Here is a 17,842-nt window from a genome sequence, read left to right as displayed (position 1 = left end):
GTGCCTTGTGGGATTCTGCTGCGCTAAATGGCGCCTAAAAAATAAAATATCGCTTTAAGCAAAAAGCTGAAAAATAGAACAACAGGGGAAAATATAAACGAGCCAGAGGGAGAAATAAACCCCCTGGCCGGGGAAAGTGAGATATGTCTTAGAGGTGGGTCACGATATCTTTAATTAAAGCTGGTCCCTGATAAATAAATCCGGAGTATATCTGCACCAGCGTGGCGCCCGCGGCAATTTTTTCCCGTGCGGCGATGAGGGAATCTATTCCACCAGCGCCAATAACAGGTAAGCGCCCCTGCAGCTCCTGCGCCAGCCGGCGGATCACCTCTGTGCTGCGCGCCTGAACCGGGCGTCCGCTCAGGCCGCCCGCTTCATCTGCATATTTAAGTCCGCTAACCAGCGTACGATCCAGCGTGGTATTGGTTGCAATCACACCATCAATCTGGTGGCGCACCAGGCTGTCAGCGACCTGGATTAATTCCTCCTCAGACAGATCCGGCGCAATCTTTACGGCCACCGGGACATATTTAAGGTGTCGCTGCTGTAGTTCCTGCTGTTTTAATTTAATCGCCGCCAGCAAATCGTCCAGCGCATCGCCATATTGCAGCGTACGCAGGCCAGGCGTGTTAGGTGAAGAGATATTTATCGCAATATAACCCGCATGGGCGTAGACCTTCTCCATGCAGATCAGGTAATCCTCTTTCCCCTGCTCAACCGGGGTATCTTTATTCTTACCAATATTGATCCCCAGCACGCCTTTAAATCGCGCTTTTTTGACGTTCTCTACCAGATGATCAACTCCGTGGTTATTAAATCCCATGCGGTTAATGATGCCGCCCGCCTCAACCAGACGGAACATACGCGGTTTATCATTTCCCGGCTGCGCGCGCGGCGTTACCGTCCCGACTTCAATAAAACCAAACCCCATCGCGCCAAACGCATCAATGCACTCCGCGTTTTTATCCAGCCCGGCCGCCAGACCCAGCGCGTTGGGAAATGTCAGGCCCATACAGCTTACCGGACGCGCCGGCAGCGACTGCCGAATCAGCCCCTCCAGCGGCGTACCGCTGATAAAACGCAGCTGCTGGAAAGTGAGTTCATGCGCGCGCTCGGGATCGAGTTTAAACAGGGCGGGCCGGACGATGGGATATAACATGCACTCTCCTGAATGGCAGTAAAGGAAGAAACAGCGGGTGCACGGGAAAACGTGCGCCAGAATGGTAAGGTGCTCTGGCGCAAAAGTAAATTAGTGACGAACCTCAGAACAGAATCGCGATCAACGGCGGGATGAATAACGACTCAGGCGATTACGGCACGCCTGCAGACCGTGATAGAGCGGCGGGCAATACCAGAGCAGTTTCAGCCGGGTATTATGCCGTAATACGCGCCGCACCAGAGTGTTTACCCGCGGCTGCCACTCGGCAGGTACTTTAATGCGGTGTTTACGGATCTGTGCCAGGCAGCCATGCATAATGGTCTGATAGTAGTCGTCCAGTAATGCCTCATCCTGCGGCAGCTGCTGCTCTCGCAAAAACGCTTCGCTGCTGTCGCGGGCGATAAAGTAATTTTTTATCCAGGAGAAGTCGCGGGTGCTTTGCGACAGCGAACTCTGCATAAAGCGCTTGTAGTAGTAGCTCTCGCCGGTGCAGTAGAAGCTGTGCGCCTGCATATAGAGTGCGAACATAAAAGGCGCATCTTCATGATTCTGAATCGGCAGGAAACTCAGCCCCAGCCGCTCAATCAGCTGCCGGGAAATGATGCTGCTCCAGATCACCCGGTGCGCCGACTGATGCTGGATCAGCGTGCGCAGGCTGTCGCTGCCGCCGGAGAAAAGGCCGCTGACGTGACGCTGATGAATCGTCTGATAGTGGCGCTGCGGTTCCGGGACGTCGAAAAACATTTTTGCGCCGAAGCAGAACAGCTCAAGTCCGGTATGCTGCGCCTGCGCGCGCCGGAAATCGGCAAAGAGAGTGGCGGAGATAAAGTCATCGGCATCCATAAAATAGAGGAAATCGCCGGTGGCGACCGCCAGCCCTTTCATCCGCGCTGCGCTGACGCCGCCGCGGTTGCCGCTCAGCAAAGTGACCTGCGGATGCGCCGCAGCGAACGCCGTAAGCCAGCTTACGCTCTCATCCGTTGAGCCGTCGTCAATAATAATGATCTCATCTGCCGGCGACGTCTGCTGCAGCAGCGACTGCATCGTCTCCGGCAGCCACGGGGCGCAGTTCCAGTTCGGAATAATGACCGAGATAGTCGGGACGGGGCGCGACGTCATACTTATCCTCTTTCTTCAGCATTAACAACGGGGGTACGGCGCAGGCGCTTCAGCACCAGGCTATGCAGCAGACAGCAGACACCGAGATTTACGGCACCAATCAATGCCAGCCAGAGCAGATTAATCCAGCGATTCTGATTCCATTCAATAGGCAGCAGCGTGCTCAGGCCGGCAATCAGGCCCGATACTGCCCAGATTAGCGCCACGTCGCGCGTCAGCCAGCTGAAGTGAATACCCGGCGCAAAACGACGGTGTACAAGCCATGCCCAGCCAACCAGATAGAAAATGTTCTGCGCCAGCCACAGCCAGCCGGTTCCCAGCGCGCCGTAGTGAATCGCACACCAGATGTTAAGCGGCACCAGCAGAATGGCAAACAGGGTAAAGCCCTGCATATGGAGTTTAAGGTTGCCATTCACGTACTGCAGGTGATAGAGCAAGCCACAGATCGCCTGAATTCCGCTGCCTAAGGCGTAAAGCGTCAGGACAAAAGCCATCTCATCGACGATCTGCGTTTTTTGCGTCCATGCCCAGAGCAGCGGACCCGAATAGCAGGCGATGGTGATACTGAGCGGTGCCATAAAAATGGCGACCGCCTGCGTGGTGTAACGGTAGAGACGCAGAGATTCCGCATCGCCCTGTTGCCGGGTTTTCATACCGGTCATGCGTGGCACAATCGCCTGCATAATCGGGCTGCTAAGCAGCAGGATACCGGTCGCCGCCGTTGCCACGACGGTAAAGGATCCGTACTCGCTCAGCGGCAGAGTTTTAGACAGCACCAGACGGTCAATCTGCGAGATAAACGTCCAGATTGCGCTGGAGAACGCGGCGCTCAGCGCAAAGCGAATAAAAGGCCTCAGCACCTCTTTCAGGTCGCTGCGCTTCTCTTTGCGCGCGGCGCGCGGGATAAGCTGATACGCCTTCCAGATGCAGCAGCCCGCCTCAGCGATGGAGACCAGCAGCTGCCAGATAAAGAATGTCAGCACGGCGTTGGCGAAGAGCTGGATCACCAGTACCGCACCAAAGGTGCGCAGCGTGGTAATAGTCAGGTTAACGCCATTCAGCCAGACCTGATGTTCAAAGCCGATAATCACGCTGCGATAGGGACTGGTACGCCAGCGAATGGCCGCGGTGATCACCATAATTGCCACGGCGATAACCACATCGCCGGCCGGCAGATGACGCGCATCCAGCCAGTGTGTCGCTATCCAGGGCGTTGCCAGCCAGCCCAGCACCACCAGCACCAGCGTTGAAAACAGGAAAAAGCGCGTCAGGGTGGTAAACAGCGCCGGAAACCAGACAAATTCCGCCTGATTAGCGCGATAGCGCGCCGCTTCACGCATCAGCGTGGTGGAGACGCCCGCATCCAGCAGCTGCAGCCAGGTCAGTAATATAGAAAAGAAGCCAACCAGGCCATACGCCTCCATCCCCAGATTCTGAATATAGAGCGGCACCACTAAAATACCTGACAGCGTCAGGTAGATCTGCCCGACATAGTTGGCAATCGCATTACGTTTGATAGACATAAAAGTAAGGGGGTCTGGGTATTTTTCTCAATGTCTTCAAGCGTGACACAAAAATGTGACAGCGCCCACAGGAGTAATTCTTAAAAACCACCTGGCATTCACGCCGCAGCTTTTTCTTAATTTCATCAATAAAAAACAGCTATCGGGCCATTTTATCCGCTGCCGCTCTTTGAGCCCGACTGGCAGCGCAGGCAGTAGCGTTTCGCAGGCAACAGATCAACAGCGGGATCCGTTTGCCGTTTTAAAGCTTTTGATTGCCGGATAAATCATTTACCCCTTTTCGGGCGCTCTGGCAGGATTAAGACAATCAGTTCTCAATTAAACACTATCGATAACTTTTTGTTATAAGGAGCAGGTATGCGGATCCTAACGCTGGCGGGCAGTCCCCGTTTTCCTTCACGTTCGACGGCGCTGCTGACGCTCTGCCAGCGCCAGCTGGAAGCCCGGGGCGCCGAGGTTATTGCGTGGAATATCCATAATTTTCCACCGGAAGATTTGATCCATGCCCGTTTCGAATCGCCTGCCCTGAATGCGTTTAAAGCTGACATCGCCAGCGTAACCGGCGTCATCATTTCTACTCCTGTCTATAAAGCGTCGTTTGCAGGTGCGCTAAAAACTGTCCTGGATCTGCTGCCGGAACGGGCGCTGGAAGAGAAAGTCGTACTGCCGCTGGCAAGTGGCGGCAGCGTGGCACATATGCTGGCGCTCGATTACGGGCTTAAACCGGTACTGAGCGCGCTGAAAGCGCAGGAGGTGTTACAGGGAGTATTTGCGCAGGATCTGCAGATTACGCATTACGATCGCCAGCCGGAATTTGCCAGCGATCTCACTTCCCGTATTGATGATGCGCTGGAGAACTTCTGGCTCGCGCTGCAGCGCCGTCATCTGCCATTTGCCCGGGCTGTCTGAGGAGAGACTATCGTGAAACGGCTTATAACAGCTCTGCTGCTTCCGGCGCTGGTTGCCCTGTTTACCCTGACGGCCAGCGCAGCGGACGCACCTTCTCAGATCCGTATCGGCTATCAGAAAGGCTCGGTCAGCATGGTGCTGGCAAAATCGCACCGGCTGCTGGAGCAGCGTTTTCCGGCGATGGCAATTAAGTGGATTGAGTTTCCTGCCGGCCCGCAGATGCTGGAGGCGCTTAACATCGGCAGTATCGATTTAGGCAGCACCGGAGATATTCCTCCGCTCTTTGCGCAGGCCGCCGGCGCCGACCTGCTTTATGTCGGATCGGAACCCGCGAAGCCTAAAGCAGAAGTGATCCTGGTGCCGCAGAACAGCCCCATCCACAGCGTGGCCGATCTGAAAGGCCGTAAAGTTGCTTTTCAGAAAGGCTCCAGCTCGCACAACCTGCTGCTGCGCGCGCTGCAGCAGGCGGGTCTGAGCTTCACTGATATTCAGCCGGTCTATCTGACGCCAGCCGATGCCCGCGCGGCGTTTCAGCAGGGTAACGTTGACGCCTGGGCGATCTGGGATCCTTATTACTCAGCCGCTCTGCAGCAGGGCAATGTGCGCGTCCTCACTGACGGCAGCACGCTGAACCTGACCGGCTCTTTCTATCTGGCGACCCGACAGTTTGCTGAAGCCAGTCCCGACACCCTCAGCCAGGTGCTGGCCACCTTCAGTGAGGCGGATGCGCTGACGCAGAGCCAGCGGGCACAGAGTATCGACCTGCTGGCGCAGGCGATGGGCCTGCCAAAACCGGTTCTGGCGAGCTATCTCGATCATCGTCCGCCCACCACGATTACCCCCGTCAGTGCACGCACCGCCGCCGCGCAGCAGCACACTGCCGATCTGTTTTACGCCAGCCATCTGTTGCCGGTAAAACTCACCATCGCTGACCGCATATGGCAACCCCGGGCGGCCCATTAATAAGGAATAACGCAATGAGCATATCTGTTTTCTGGTTTCTTCCCACGCACGGCGATGGTCACTATCTGGGAACCGCCGAAGGCGCCCGTCCGGTGGATCACGGTTATCTGCAGCAGATAGCACAGGCCGCTGACCGGCTGGGCTTTGGCGGCGTGCTGATCCCGACCGGACGCTCCTGCGAAGATGCCTGGCTGGTCGCTGCCTCGCTGATCCCGGTTACGCAGCGCCTGCGCTTTCTGGTGGCACTGCGTCCCGGCGTGATCTCGCCGACCCAGGCAGCGCGTCAGGCGGCAACGCTGGATCGCCTCTCTAACGGTCGTGCGCTGTTTAACCTGGTGACCGGTGGCGATCCGGAAGAGCTGGCGGGCGATGGCGTCTTTCTCGACCATCGCGAGCGCTATGCAGAGTCGGCGGAATTTACCCGCATCTGGCGACGTGTTTCTGAAGGCGAAACGGTGGACTATGAGGGCAAACACGTCAAAGTGCGCGGTGCGCGCCTGATGTTCCGTTCGGTACAGCAGCCGCGTCCGCCACTCTGGTTCGGCGGCTCTTCTGATGCCGCGCAGGATCTGGCTGCTGAACAGGTTGACGTCTATCTCACCTGGGGAGAGCCGCCCGCACTGGTCAAAGAGAAGATTGAGCAGGTGCGCGCCAAAGCCGCAGCGCAGGGGCGCACGGTGCGCTTCGGTATTCGTCTGCACGTGATTGTGCGCGAGACGAACGAAGAGGCGTGGCAGGCAGCGGATCGGCTTATTTCACATCTGGATGACGCCACGATTGCCAAAGCACAGGCGGCGTTCGCGCGCACGGATTCGGTCGGACAGCAGCGGATGGCTGCCCTGCACGGCGGCCAGCGCGATAAGCTGGAGATCAGTCCGAACCTCTGGGCTGGGGTTGGCCTGGTACGCGGCGGAGCCGGCACTGCGCTGGTCGGCGATGGGCCAACTGTGGCAGAACGCATGCGCGAATATCAGGCGCTGGGCATTGAAACCTTTATCCTTTCTGGCTATCCGCATCTGGAAGAAGCGTACCGCGTCGGCGAGCTGCTGTTTCCCCATCTTGACCTGGCCGTGCCGGAAGTGCCAAAACCGCGCGTCGTGCAGGCGCATGGCGAAGCCGTGGCCAATGATTTTACGCCGCAGAAAGTTGCGCAAAGCTAAGGAGTCACCATGTCTGAGCAGATAAAAACGCTGCGCAATGCGCTGCTGCCCTGGCTGCTGCCGGTGGGAATAGTGGCGATATGGCAGCTCTCTTCGTCGCAGGGCTGGCTCTCCACGCGTATTTTACCGGCGCCGGAGAAAATTGTGACCGCCTTCTGGCAGCTGACCGCCAGCGGTGAACTGTGGCAGCACCTGGCCATCAGCAGCTGGCGCGCGCTAATCGGTTTTGCCATCGGCGGCACGATCGGGCTGGCGCTCGGACTCATCACCGGTACATCGCGCACCGGTGAGCGTCTGCTGGATACCTCGCTACAAATGCTGCGCAACGTGCCGCATCTGGCGCTGATCCCGCTGGTGATCCTCTGGTTTGGCATTGATGAATCGGCCAAAATTTTCCTGGTCGCACTCGGTACGCTGTTTCCGATCTACCTCAATACCTATCACGGGATCCGTAATATCGATCGCGGGCTGATAGAGATGGCGCGCAGCTATGGCCTCTCCGGCTGGTCGCTGTTTGCGCAGGTTATCCTGCCTGGCGCCCTGCCCGGCATCATGGTCGGGGTGCGCTTTGCACTGGGTCTGATGTGGCTGACGCTGATTGTGGCTGAAACCATCTCGGCCAACTCCGGTATCGGCTATCTGGCGATGAACGCGCGCGAATTTTTGCAAACTGACGTGGTCGTGGTGGCCATTATTCTTTATGCCCTGCTGGGCAAACTGGCAGACGTGGCGGCGCAGCTGCTGGAGCGTATCTGGCTGCGCTGGCATCCGGCCTGGCAACTGAAGGAGAGCAACGCATGAGCAATGCCGTACAAAATCCGGCGCGCCTGATCAGCGGCACGCCGGTCGCCATCAGTAACCTCTCTAAGCACTATGGCAATCGTACTATTCTTGACCAGGTCAGCCTGCATATTCCGGCCGGGCAGTTTGTTGCCGTGGTCGGGCGCAGCGGCTGCGGTAAAAGCACTCTGCTGCGGCTGCTGGCCGGACTGGAAGTCGCCAGCCAGGGTGAGCTGCTGGCGGGTAACGCGCCGCTGGCCGCAGCGCGCGACGATACGCGACTGATGTTCCAGGATGCGCGTCTGCTGCCGTGGAAAAAAGTGATCGATAACGTCGGACTCGGCTTACGCGGCCGCGAATGGCGCAGCGCCGCGCTGGAGGCACTGGAGGCCGTAGGCCTTGCCGATCGCGCAAATGAGTGGCCTGCTGCCCTCTCGGGTGGACAGAAGCAGCGCGTGGCGCTGGCGCGGGCGCTGATCCACCGTCCTGGCTTACTGCTGCTGGATGAGCCGCTGGGTGCGCTGGATGCCTTAACCCGCATTGAGATGCAGGGGCTGATTGAATCACTCTGGCAGCAGCACAATTTTACGGTGCTGCTGGTGACGCATGATGTCAGCGAGGCGGTGGCGCTGGCCGATCGGGTGTTACTGATTGAAGAGGGTAAAATCGGGCTCGATCTGCTGGTCGATTTGCCGCGTCCGCGCCGCAAAGGCTCGGCGCGACTGGCAGAGCTGGAAGCGAGCGTACTGGATCGGGTGATGACGCGCAGCGCCGCTGAGCAGCCGCTGCGCTTTGCCCGGCAGCGTTAACTGCCCTGCCCGCTGGCGGGTCTGTCCGCCAGCGGGCTGTGCATCAGTGATGCAGCAGGTCATCCACCACCTGCGCTTTACTCAGCTGGTAAGGAAAGAACGTGGGCCAGTTTTCCAGTTCATCAAACAGCGCAGCCTGCGAGACATTACCCGTAAAAATGTGAAAGTGGGATGACTTACGCGGGCTGATAATGTGATCGCTGAACTGCACAAAGTGCGGCGCTTTACTGGCTTTATCGGTACATTCAAACAGATAGCGCACCCCTCTTTTACCGGAAACGTAGTTGAGCACCTTGTAACCTTTATAGGCATATTTACAGCTGCTGACCGCGCCTTTTTCGGTAAATTCCATCACGTCATTTTCAATGCCGATGTCAGTGATATCACTGGCATAGCCGGTGAGATAGTACTGTTTAATGTCGCTGAACGAGCGCGTTTTATCCGCTGCCGCTTTTTTGTGAAACACCGGATCCAGTGAGCCATCTTTGGCATAGGGATAAATGGACTGCCATACCCCATCCCAGTCGGAAAGCGGCCGATCTTTGACATCGCCATCGGCAAAGATGCCGCTGGCGGCACGCACCTCTTTTTCACTCAGTGGAGCACCGTGCGAATGACCGCCGTGTGCAAACGCTGCTGAACTGCAGGCCAGCCCCAGAAATAGTGTCCAGTACGCTACTTTCATCTTGAAATACTCACGTCTTGTTTTATTGATGTTATAACGTAACATATAAATCAGCGTGACGCACCCTCCTGAATTATGACCAAAGCGGTGATTTAAGAGAAGGTTTGTCGCGCCATACTGTAGTGCCCGCATGGCTGTAAAAGAACAGCCGCAACCGGTGACGGTTGCGGCTGCGGAGGTTTACGCGTTCAGCGCTTTGGTGATTTTCTCATAGAGATCGCCGGAAAGATTGTCCAGCCCCTTTAGCTGCTGCAGTGCCTGACGCATTAACGCCTGACGTCCTGCATCATAGCGCTTCAGGCGGATCAGGGGTTCAATCATGCGCGCGGCCACCTGCGGGTTACGCGTGTTGAGATCGGTCAGCATCTCAACCAGGAACTGATAACCGCTGCCATCCTGCGCGTGAAACGCCGCCGGGTTCCCCGCCGCGAATGCGCCAATCAGCGCCCGGATGCGGTTGGGGTTACCCATGGTGAAGGAGCGATGGTTCAGCAGCGCGCGCACGTTGCGTAACACTTCTGGCGCCGGGCTGGTCGCCTGCAGCATAAACCATTTATCCATGACCAGACCGTCCTGATGCCAGCGCTCATCCCAGGCGGCCAGCAGCGCGTCGCGGCACGGCAGCTGCGCCATCACCGCTGCCGAGAGCGCCGCCAGCGCATCAGTCATATTCGTGGCGTGCGCATACTGCGCCTGAACCAGACGATCGGCCTGCATCGTATCCCCCAGAGCCAGATAGCTCAGGCAGACATTCTTCAGCGCGCGCCGGCCAATTTCCGCATGATCAACGCGATATTCACTGCTCTGGCTGGCCAGATAGAGCGCATAGCACTCGTCGTTCAGCTCGTTTGCCAGCGTGCGCATCAGCGCATGGCGTACGGCGGCAATCGCCTGTGGATCGATGATGTCGAACAGCTCTGCTATCTCATTTTCTGATGGCAGAGTCAGGATCAGCGCCATCAGCGCCGGATCGCCCTGCTCATCCAGCAGCACCGCCCGGAAAGCGTCAGCGACGTGCAGAGGCAGCGACAGCGGCTGGCCCTGCTGGTAGCGCGCGACGTTAAGGCGAATATAGGTTGCGAGCAGACTCTGCGCCGCATCCCAGCGGGAAAACGCATTGCTCGCGTGACGCATCAGGAAGGTGAGCTGTGCGTCGCTCCACTTATAATCGAGTTTTACCGGTGCAGAGAATTCACGCAGCAATGACGGCACCGGCTGAAAATAGACGTTATCAAAGACAAACGTCTGGAACGCCTGTGTCACGTTCAGCACGTGATGTACCGGCTGGCCGTTATGCTGCAGCGGGATCACTTTGCCTTCGTTATCGTAGAGTTCGATATCCAGCGGAATGTGCAGCGGCAGCTTCTCCTGACCATCTGCGGTTGGCGGCGTATGCTGAGTCACGTGCAGGGTATACTGCTCCAGATCCGGATTGTAGTCATCGCGCACGCTCACGACCGGCGTACCTGACTGGCTGTACCAGCGACGGAACTGGGTTAAATCAACGCCAGAGGCGTCTTCCATCGCCTGGACAAAATCGTCGCAGGTTGCCGCACTGCCGTCGTGACGTTCGAAGTAGCACTGCATGCCCAGCTGGAACTTCTCTTCACCCAGCAGCGTGTGCATCATGCGGATCACTTCCGATCCCTTCTCATACACCGTCAGGGTATAGAAGTTATTCATCTCTATAACCTGATCCGGCCGGATCGGGTGCGCCATCGGGCTGGCATCTTCGGCAAACTGCGCACCGCGCATCACCCGCACGTTATCAATACGGTTCACCGCACGGGAGCCGAGATCGGAGCTGAACTCCTGATCGCGGAACACCGTCAGCCCCTCTTTCAGGCTGAGCTGGAACCAGTCGCGACAGGTGACGCGGTTACCGGTCCAGTTATGAAAATACTCATGGCCGATCACCGCCTCAATGCCGAGATAATCTTTATCCGTCGCGGTTTCCGCTTTTGCCAGCACATATTTGGAGTTAAAGACGTTAAGGCCTTTGTTCTCCATCGCGCCCATATTGAAGAAATCCACGGCGACAATCATAAAGATATCGAGGTCATATTCGAGACCAAAACGCTCTTCATCCCATTTCATACTGGCTTTCAGCGAGGTCATTGCCCAGTCGGCACGATCGAGATTGCCGCGGTCAACAAAGATCTCCAGCGCGACGTCGCGTCCTGAACGGGTAGTAAAACTGTCGTGCAGCACATCAAAATCACCCGCCACCAGCGCAAACAGATAGCAGGGTTTCGGGAACGGATCCTGCCACGTCACCCAGTGACGCCCGTCATCCAGCTCGCCGCTCTTTAGCTTGTTACCGTTGGAGAGCAGATACGGATAGCGCACCGGGTCGGCCCGGAGCGTGGTGGTAAAGCGCGCCAGAACGTCGGGACGATCCAGATACCAGGTAATGTGCCGGAAACCCTCCGCCTCACACTGGGTGCAGAGCGCCTCTCCCGACTGATACAGCCCTTCCAGCGCGCTGTTTTTAGCCGGATGGATCAGATTTACAATGCGCAGCGTGAAGTTGTCAGGCAGCTGGCTGAGGATCAGCGCCCCCGCCTCTTCGCGATAGTGCGGCCAGGGCGCGCCATCTACCGTCAGCTCAACCAGCGTTAACGCTTCACCATCAAGATGCAGATCGGCGTCTGCTGCGCCGAGACGTTTCACCTGGCTGATGGCCGTTACGCGTGTTTCTGTTGCATCCAGATCAAACGTCAGGTCGATATCCGTAATGGTGTAATCAGGCGCCCGGTAGTCGTGGCGATATTTAATGTGCGGCTGTTGCGTCATATATCCTTCTCGCATCGTTGTTATGTTGAGGCCATCCTGTTGCGGTGGCGCAAATATCTCAAAGTCTAAGCGGCCTGACGGCGAGTTGCCATGCGCAATGCGCGCGGGCGCAGAAAAGGCTACAATTCAGTAACAATGGCACAATTGACCCTCGACCCGCCACCTGCAAATGTGGTGTGATCGCAGAGATTACTGTTTTATACTCCTGCGTCTTTAGGATTTTGTTAAACACCGGGCTCTGCTCCGCGGAAGAGGATGCTGAAACGCACCATGACTGGACACGCTTCCCCGATTTTGACCACGCTGCTTGATACCGATGCGTACAAGCTTCATATGCAGCAGGCCGTATATCATCGTTACTACGATGTCCCGGTTACCGCAGAATTTCGCTGTCGCAGCGATGAACAGCTTGGCCGATATGCCAGCGAGATTCGCGCGCAAATTGATACTCTGCAAAATCTGACCCTGAGCGATGATGAGTTTGCCTGGCTCAGTAACCTGCCTTTTTTCCAGCACGACTATCTGACCTGGCTACGCGCCTTTCGCTTCAATCCGGCGCAGGTTGAGGTACGGGACGAGCGGGGCCAGCTGCGCATCCAGATCCGCGGCCCGTGGCGTGAGGTCATTCTGTGGGAAGTACCGCTGCTGGCGCTGATCAGTGAAGTGGTACATCGCCACCGCACGCCGCAGATCGCCGCAGAGCAGGCGGTCGCGCATCTGCAGCAAAAGCTTTCAGCCTTCCAGACGCAGGTTGCCGATCTTGATATGTCGCGCTTTCAGCTGATGGATTTCGGCACGCGCCGCCGCTACTCACAGGAGGTGCAGGAAGCGATTGTCAGTACGCTGAAAGCAGAGTTTCCGTGGCTGGTGGGCACCAGTAATTACGATCTGGCGCGTCGTCTGCAGCTGACGCCGGTCGGTACCCAGGCCCATGAGTGGTTTCAGGCGCATCAGCAGATCAGCCCGGTGCTGGCCAACAGCCAGCGTGCGGCGCTGCAGTCGTGGCTGGATGAGTATGATAATCAGCTGGGCATTGCGCTCACGGACTGCATCACCATGGACGCCTTTTTGCGCGATTTTGGTCCCGGCTTTGCCCATCGCTATCAGGGACTGCGCCACGACTCCGGCGACCCGGTTGAGTGGGGCGAGAAAGCCGTTGCGCACTATGAGCGGCTCGGTATCGATCCGCGCAGCAAAACGCTGGTGTTCTCAGACAATCTCAACCTGGATAAAGCGCTGGCGCTCTATCGTCACTTTGGTCAGCGTGCCAACGTGGTGTTTGGTATCGGCACGCGCCTGACCTGCGACATTCCGGGCGTAACGCCGCTTAACATCGTGATCAAACTGGTCAGCTGCAATGGCAAACCGGTCGCTAAACTCTCTGACAGCCCGGGTAAAACCATTTGTCAGGATAAAGCCTTCGTGCGCGCGCTGCGCAAAGCATTTGACCTGCCGCTGGTCAAACGCGCCAGCTGACCTGCCCCGGGCAGGGTTCACTCCCCTGCCCGTCGCCATTAAAATCACTCACTTCCCGCAATTTTGCTTGTTTCCTGATGGCTCACAAGTAACATAGCAACACCCCTGAACGTGGGAGAATTGGCTGTTTCTGCCAGCACCATACGTCACCTGTGACGATAGCCGGGTGCGGCGGGACACCTGTTATTTCATCTATATATAGAGAGATTTTTATGAGCGTAGTGCCTGTAGCGGATGTACTGCACGGTCGGGTCGCGGTTGACAGTGAAGTCACCGTACGCGGCTGGGTGCGTACCCGAAGAGATTCCAAAGCCGGTCTTTCCTTTATCGCCGTTTATGACGGCTCCTGCTTTAATCCCGTTCAGGCTGTCGTCAATAATTCTCTGAATAATTATCAGGATGAAGTGCTGCGTCTGACCACCGGCTGCTCGGTCATTGTTACCGGCACCGTGGTGGAATCACCGGGCCAGGGTCAGGCATTTGAGCTGCAGGCCACCCGTGTTGAAGTGACCGGCTGGGTTGACGATCCTGACACTTACCCGATGGCTGCCAAACGTCACAGCATCGAGTATCTGCGCGAAGTGGCTCACCTGCGCCCGCGTACTAACCTGGTTGGCGCCGTCGCGCGCGTGCGTCATACCCTGGCGCAGGCGCTGCATCGCTTTTTCCATGAAAACGGCTATTTCTGGGTTTCCACACCGCTGATCACCGCATCTGATACGGAAGGTGCAGGCGAAATGTTCCGCGTATCGACGCTGGATATGGAAAACCTGCCGCGCGATCCGCAGGGTAAAGTGGATTATGACAAAGATTTCTTCGGTAAAGAGGCGTTCCTGACCGTATCGGGTCAGCTGAATGCTGAAACGTATGCCTGTGCGCTGTCAAAAGTCTACACCTTTGGCCCGACGTTCCGCGCGGAAAACTCCAACACCAGCCGCCACCTGGCGGAATTCTGGATGCTGGAGCCGGAAGTGGCCTTTGCCACGCTGGATGACGCCGCAGCGCTGGCTGAAGCGATGCTGAAATATGTCTTCAAAGCTGTACTAAATGAACGTGCCGATGACATGGCGTTCTTTGCCGAGCGCGTGGATAAAGATGCCGTTGCGCGTCTTGAGCGTTTTGTTACCACCGATTTTGCGCAGGTAGACTATACCGACGCAGTTGACATATTGCTGAAGAGCGGCCAGAGCTTTGAAAACCCGGTTGCATGGGGTGTGGATCTCTCTTCTGAACATGAGCGCTATCTGGCTGAGAAACACTTCAAGGCGCCGGTGGTGGTGAAGAACTACCCGAAAGATATTAAAGCGTTCTACATGCGTATGAATGATGACGGTAAAACCGTAGCGGCAATGGACGTGCTGGCGCCGGGTATTGGCGAAATTATTGGTGGATCGCAGCGTGAAGAGCGGCTGGATGTGCTGGATGCCCGTCTGGCAGAGATGGGGCTGAACAAAGAGGATTACTGGTGGTATCGCGACCTGCGTCGTTACGGCACCGTACCGCACGCTGGCTTTGGTTTAGGGTTTGAACGTTTGATCGCCTATGTCACTGGCGTACAAAATGTAAGGGACGTTATCCCCTTCCCGCGTACTCCGCGCAACGCGAATTTCTGATTTGCGCAATTAAATATAAGAAATTCATATATATACCGAGGTCGGCACTGCCGGCCTTTTTTTATTTTTGTAAATCTTGAGATATCTCACAAAGTTCCGTAATTATTACAAATTGTCACACAATTTTTCTTTTTGATACTCAATTAGGAGATTTGAATCATTTTCGGGCTAGAAATAGCAACTGCGGAGTGAAAAGATGCGTGCAGACATATGAGACACCAAACTTCTTTCAGGGTTCCTGTAAAGTTTTCCTGACGGCAGTGGCAGGTGTCCAGATAACTCCAATGAGGGTAATAAATAATGATGAAGCGCAACATTCTTGCAGTGGTTATCCCTGCTCTGTTAGCTGCCGGTGCAGCAAATGCAGCAGAAATCTATAACAAAGATGGCAACAAACTGGACCTCTACGGAAAAGTTGACGCACGCCACACATTCTCTGACGACGCTGGCAACGACGGCGACGCCTCTTATGTGCGCTTTGGTTTCAAGGGTGAAACGCAGATTACCGACCAGCTGACCGGTTACGGCCAGTGGGAATACAACATCCAGGCAAACGTTGCTGAATCTCAGGGTACTGAAGGTTCCAAAACCCGTCTGGGCTTTGCCGGTCTGAAATTTGGCGACTACGGCTCATTCGACTACGGTCGTAACTACGGCGTAGGCTACGATCCACTGGCGTGGACCGACGTTCTGCCAGTATTCGGCGGCGACTCTGGTCGTTCTGACAACTTTATGCTGGGTCGTTCTAACGGTCTGGCGACCTACCGCAACAGCAACTTCTTTGGTCTGGTTGATGGCCTGGCGTTCGCGGCTCAGTATCAGGGCAAAAACGAAGAGTCCACAAACGGTCGTGGAGCAGATCGCGCAAACGGCGACGGCTGGGGTACTTCTTTAACCTATACCTCTGAGATCGGCGTAGGTGTTTCTGCGGCATACTCCTCTTCTGACCGTACCAACGGCCAGCAGGGCGCTTTCTATGGCAACGGCAGCGAGAAAGCTGACGCCTGGTCAACCGCGCTGAAATATGATGCGAACAACGTATACCTGGCTGCGATGTACGGTGAGAGCCGTAACTCAACCTGGATTACAACTAACGCTGATACTCCTGCAGAACTCAACGGTGCAGTAAACAAAGAGCAGAAGTTTGAAGTTGTAGCTCAGTACCAGTTCGACTTCGGTCTGCGCCCATCCCTGGCTTACGTCCAGTCTAAAGGCAAGGACATCGAGACCTGGGGCGATCAGGACCTGTATAAGTACGTTTCAGTGGGTACTTACTACTACTTCAACAAAAACATGTCTACCTATGTTGACTACCAGATCAACCTGATGGATGAAAATGACTTTACCCGCGCTGCTGGCATCACTACCGATGATACCGTTGGCGTAGGCCTGGTTTACCAGTTCTGATTCTGCGAATCAGCACGGTTTAACCACATAAAACGGAGCCTGATGGCTCCGTTTTTCTTTTCAGTGATCCACCTCGCAATTAGCAGCGCTTATATCCGCCAGCGGCACAATTCTTTTTGAGATGGGCGGTTGGCAAGCCCCGCGTCTGACGTTAACCTGATAGCTCATTTCGCTAAAGTTCACCCAAACGGAACTGACTCATGTTTGAATCTATCTCTGCCGCACCTGCCGACCCTATTCTGGGGCTGGCCGATCTGTTTCGCGCTGATGACCGTCCGCATAAAATTAATCTGGGCATTGGCGTATACAAAGATGAAACCGGAAAAACGCCGGTGCTGACCAGCGTGAAAAAAGCTGAGCAGTATCTGCTGGAAAATGAGACGACTAAAAACTACCTGAGCATTGACGGCCTGCCCGATTTTGCCCGCTGCACTCAGGCGCTGCTGTTTGGCAACGACAGCCCGCTTATTGCCGCAGGCCGCGCCTGCACGGCGCAGACGCCAGGTGGCACCGGCGCCCTGCGCGTGGCGGCGGATTTTCTCGCCACGCAGACCAGCGTTAAACGCGTCTGGGTGAGCAATCCAAGCTGGCCAAACCATAAAAACGTGTTTAACGCTGCCGGCCTTGAGGTGTGTGAATATCAGTACTACGACGCCGCAAACCACACGCTCGATTTCGACGGCATGCTGGCGGCGCTGCAGCAGGCGCAGGCGGGCGACGTGGTGCTGTTCCACGGCTGCTGCCATAATCCGACCGGCATCGATCCGACGCGCGAGCAGTGGCAACAGCTCGCAGCGCTGTCGCAGGAAAAGGGCTGGCTGCCGCTGTTTGACTTCGCCTATCAGGGTTTTGCACGCGGTCTGGATGAAGATGCTGAAGGCCTGCGCATTTTTGCCGCAGCCCATCAGGAGCTGCTGGTTGCCAGCTCCTACTCCAAGAACTTTGGCCTCTATAACGAGCGCGTCGGCGCCCTGACGCTGGTAGCGGCCAGCAGCGACGCGGCTAAAACCGCATTCAGCCAGGTGAAATACAGCATCCGTGCCAACTACTCTAATCCGCCGTCGCACGGCGCTGCCGTTGTCGCCACTATCCTCAGCAATGAGGCGCTGCGGACTATCTGGGTACAGGAGCTGACCGATATGCGTCAGCGTATTCAGCGCATGCGTCAGCTGTTTGTGAATACGCTGGCAGAAAAAGGCGCGCGTCAGGATTTCAGCTTCATCATTAAACAGAACGGCATGTTCTCATTCAGCGGCCTGACCAAAGATCAGGTTGTGCGTCTGCGTGACGAATTTGGCGTATATGCGGTGAACTCAGGTCGCGTTAACGTGGCAGGCATGACGCCGGATAATATGTCGGCGCTGTGTGAAGCGATAGTCGCCGTACTCTAAGCGAAATGCGTGAACAGGCGGCGGGTGAAGCTCTCACCCGCCGCTTTTTTTA

The 17,842-nt window shown here is 56.4% G+C and carries 14 protein-coding genes; 9 read left to right on the top strand and 5 right to left on the bottom strand.

What is annotated here, in order from left to right; genetic code table 11:
- Positions 1-148: 148 nt before the first annotated feature.
- From pyrD to AC2CF9_RS00380, 3 genes are all read right to left on the bottom strand, one after another.
- Positions 149-1,159 carry a quinone-dependent dihydroorotate dehydrogenase gene (pyrD, locus tag AC2CF9_RS00390; RefSeq protein ID WP_150017269.1) on the bottom strand — a complete coding sequence of 337 codons (1,011 nt, stop codon included), beginning with the start codon at positions 1,157-1,159 and terminating at the stop codon, positions 149-151.
- Positions 1,160-1,279: 120 nt separating this feature from the next.
- A complete protein-coding gene (locus AC2CF9_RS00385; RefSeq protein ID WP_484556006.1) occupies positions 1,280-2,278 on the bottom strand; it encodes a glycosyltransferase family 2 protein in 999 nt (332 codons plus the stop codon).
- Positions 2,279-2,280: 2 nt separating this feature from the next.
- Positions 2,281-3,801 (bottom strand): lipopolysaccharide biosynthesis protein, encoded by a 1,521-nt coding sequence (locus tag AC2CF9_RS00380; RefSeq protein WP_150017267.1) that lies wholly within the window; start codon positions 3,799-3,801, stop codon positions 2,281-2,283.
- Between the two features lie 357 nt (positions 3,802-4,158).
- Here AC2CF9_RS00380 and ssuE point away from each other — a divergent pair, with 357 nt between their 5' ends.
- From ssuE to ssuB, 5 genes are read left to right on the top strand one after another with little or no spacing between them, the layout of a single operon-like run.
- Complete coding sequence (ssuE, locus tag AC2CF9_RS00375) at positions 4,159-4,710, top strand: NADPH-dependent FMN reductase (RefSeq protein ID WP_484556005.1); 552 nt, start codon at positions 4,159-4,161, stop codon at positions 4,708-4,710.
- A 12-nt stretch (positions 4,711-4,722) separates the two neighbouring features.
- Positions 4,723-5,673 (top strand): aliphatic sulfonate ABC transporter substrate-binding protein, encoded by a 951-nt coding sequence (locus AC2CF9_RS00370; RefSeq protein ID WP_484556004.1) that lies wholly within the window; start codon positions 4,723-4,725, stop codon positions 5,671-5,673.
- A gap of 14 nt (positions 5,674-5,687) precedes the next feature.
- The gene (ssuD, locus tag AC2CF9_RS00365) at positions 5,688-6,833 is read left to right on the top strand and encodes an FMNH2-dependent alkanesulfonate monooxygenase (protein WP_071668708.1); all 1,146 of its coding nucleotides are present in this window, start codon (positions 5,688-5,690) and stop codon (positions 6,831-6,833) included.
- A gap of 9 nt (positions 6,834-6,842) precedes the next feature.
- Positions 6,843-7,634, top strand: coding sequence for an aliphatic sulfonate ABC transporter permease SsuC (gene ssuC, locus AC2CF9_RS00360; RefSeq protein ID WP_150017264.1), 792 nt, complete (start codon positions 6,843-6,845; stop codon positions 7,632-7,634).
- Positions 7,631-8,422, top strand: coding sequence for an aliphatic sulfonates ABC transporter ATP-binding protein (gene ssuB / locus AC2CF9_RS00355; RefSeq protein WP_484556003.1), 792 nt, complete (start codon positions 7,631-7,633; stop codon positions 8,420-8,422). The genes ssuC and ssuB overlap by 4 nt, the downstream gene beginning before the upstream one ends.
- A gap of 43 nt (positions 8,423-8,465) precedes the next feature.
- Here the strand turns inward: ssuB and zinT are convergent, their stop codons facing one another.
- Together zinT and pepN are read right to left on the bottom strand one after the other, a co-directional pair.
- On the bottom strand, positions 8,466-9,107 hold the full coding sequence (gene zinT / locus AC2CF9_RS00350) for a metal-binding protein ZinT (RefSeq protein ID WP_150017262.1): 642 nt from the start codon (positions 9,105-9,107) through the stop codon (positions 8,466-8,468).
- 180 nt (positions 9,108-9,287) lie between these two features.
- Positions 9,288-11,903: an aminopeptidase N gene (gene pepN / locus AC2CF9_RS00345; RefSeq protein WP_484556002.1), complete on the bottom strand. Its 2,616-nt coding sequence runs from the start codon at positions 11,901-11,903 to the stop codon at positions 9,288-9,290.
- Between the two features lie 270 nt (positions 11,904-12,173).
- Between pepN and pncB the strand changes: the two genes are divergently transcribed.
- The 4 genes from pncB to AC2CF9_RS00325 all read left to right on the top strand — a co-directional run bounded on the left by pncB (position 12,174) and on the right by AC2CF9_RS00325 (position 17,790).
- Entirely contained in the window at positions 12,174-13,379 is a 1,206-nt protein-coding gene (pncB, locus tag AC2CF9_RS00340; protein WP_484556001.1) for a nicotinate phosphoribosyltransferase, read from the top strand.
- 212 nt (positions 13,380-13,591) lie between these two features.
- Positions 13,592-14,992, top strand: a complete 1,401-nt coding sequence (asnS, locus tag AC2CF9_RS00335; protein ID WP_104084732.1) for an asparagine--tRNA ligase — start codon at positions 13,592-13,594, stop codon at positions 14,990-14,992.
- Positions 14,993-15,292: 300 nt separating this feature from the next.
- Positions 15,293-16,399, top strand: a complete 1,107-nt coding sequence (gene ompC, locus AC2CF9_RS00330; protein WP_304621817.1) for a porin OmpC — start codon at positions 15,293-15,295, stop codon at positions 16,397-16,399.
- A 200-nt stretch (positions 16,400-16,599) separates the two neighbouring features.
- Complete coding sequence (locus AC2CF9_RS00325) at positions 16,600-17,790, top strand: amino acid aminotransferase (RefSeq protein WP_484556000.1); 1,191 nt, start codon at positions 16,600-16,602, stop codon at positions 17,788-17,790.
- Positions 17,791-17,842 lie beyond the last annotated feature (52 nt).

The sequence above is a fragment of the Pantoea sp. SYBGC1 genome, assembly GCF_057197005.1.
This window is presented reverse-complemented; position numbering and strand designations above follow the sequence as displayed.

What these genes read in the sequence shown, in the direction of transcription:
- AC2CF9_RS00385 (WP_484556006.1), bottom strand. Translation starts at nt 2,278, where the DNA reads ATGACGTCGCGCCCCGTCCCGACTATCTCGGTCATTATTCCGAACTGG.
- zinT (WP_150017262.1), bottom strand. Translation starts at nt 9,107, where the DNA reads ATGAAAGTAGCGTACTGGACACTATTTCTGGGGCTGGCCTGCAGTTCA.
- ssuB (WP_484556003.1), top strand. Translation starts at nt 7,631, where the DNA reads ATGAGCAATGCCGTACAAAATCCGGCGCGCCTGATCAGCGGCACGCCG.
- ssuC (WP_150017264.1), top strand. Translation starts at nt 6,843, where the DNA reads ATGTCTGAGCAGATAAAAACGCTGCGCAATGCGCTGCTGCCCTGGCTG.
- asnS (WP_104084732.1), top strand. Translation starts at nt 13,592, where the DNA reads ATGAGCGTAGTGCCTGTAGCGGATGTACTGCACGGTCGGGTCGCGGTT.
- ssuD (WP_071668708.1), top strand. Translation starts at nt 5,688, where the DNA reads ATGAGCATATCTGTTTTCTGGTTTCTTCCCACGCACGGCGATGGTCAC.
- ompC (WP_304621817.1), top strand. Translation starts at nt 15,293, where the DNA reads ATGATGAAGCGCAACATTCTTGCAGTGGTTATCCCTGCTCTGTTAGCT.
- pncB (WP_484556001.1), top strand. Translation starts at nt 12,174, where the DNA reads ATGACTGGACACGCTTCCCCGATTTTGACCACGCTGCTTGATACCGAT.
- pepN (WP_484556002.1), bottom strand. Translation starts at nt 11,903, where the DNA reads ATGACGCAACAGCCGCACATTAAATATCGCCACGACTACCGGGCGCCT.
- AC2CF9_RS00325 (WP_484556000.1), top strand. Translation starts at nt 16,600, where the DNA reads ATGTTTGAATCTATCTCTGCCGCACCTGCCGACCCTATTCTGGGGCTG.
- AC2CF9_RS00380 (WP_150017267.1), bottom strand. Translation starts at nt 3,801, where the DNA reads ATGTCTATCAAACGTAATGCGATTGCCAACTATGTCGGGCAGATCTAC.
- pyrD (WP_150017269.1), bottom strand. Translation starts at nt 1,159, where the DNA reads ATGTTATATCCCATCGTCCGGCCCGCCCTGTTTAAACTCGATCCCGAG.
- ssuE (WP_484556005.1), top strand. Translation starts at nt 4,159, where the DNA reads ATGCGGATCCTAACGCTGGCGGGCAGTCCCCGTTTTCCTTCACGTTCG.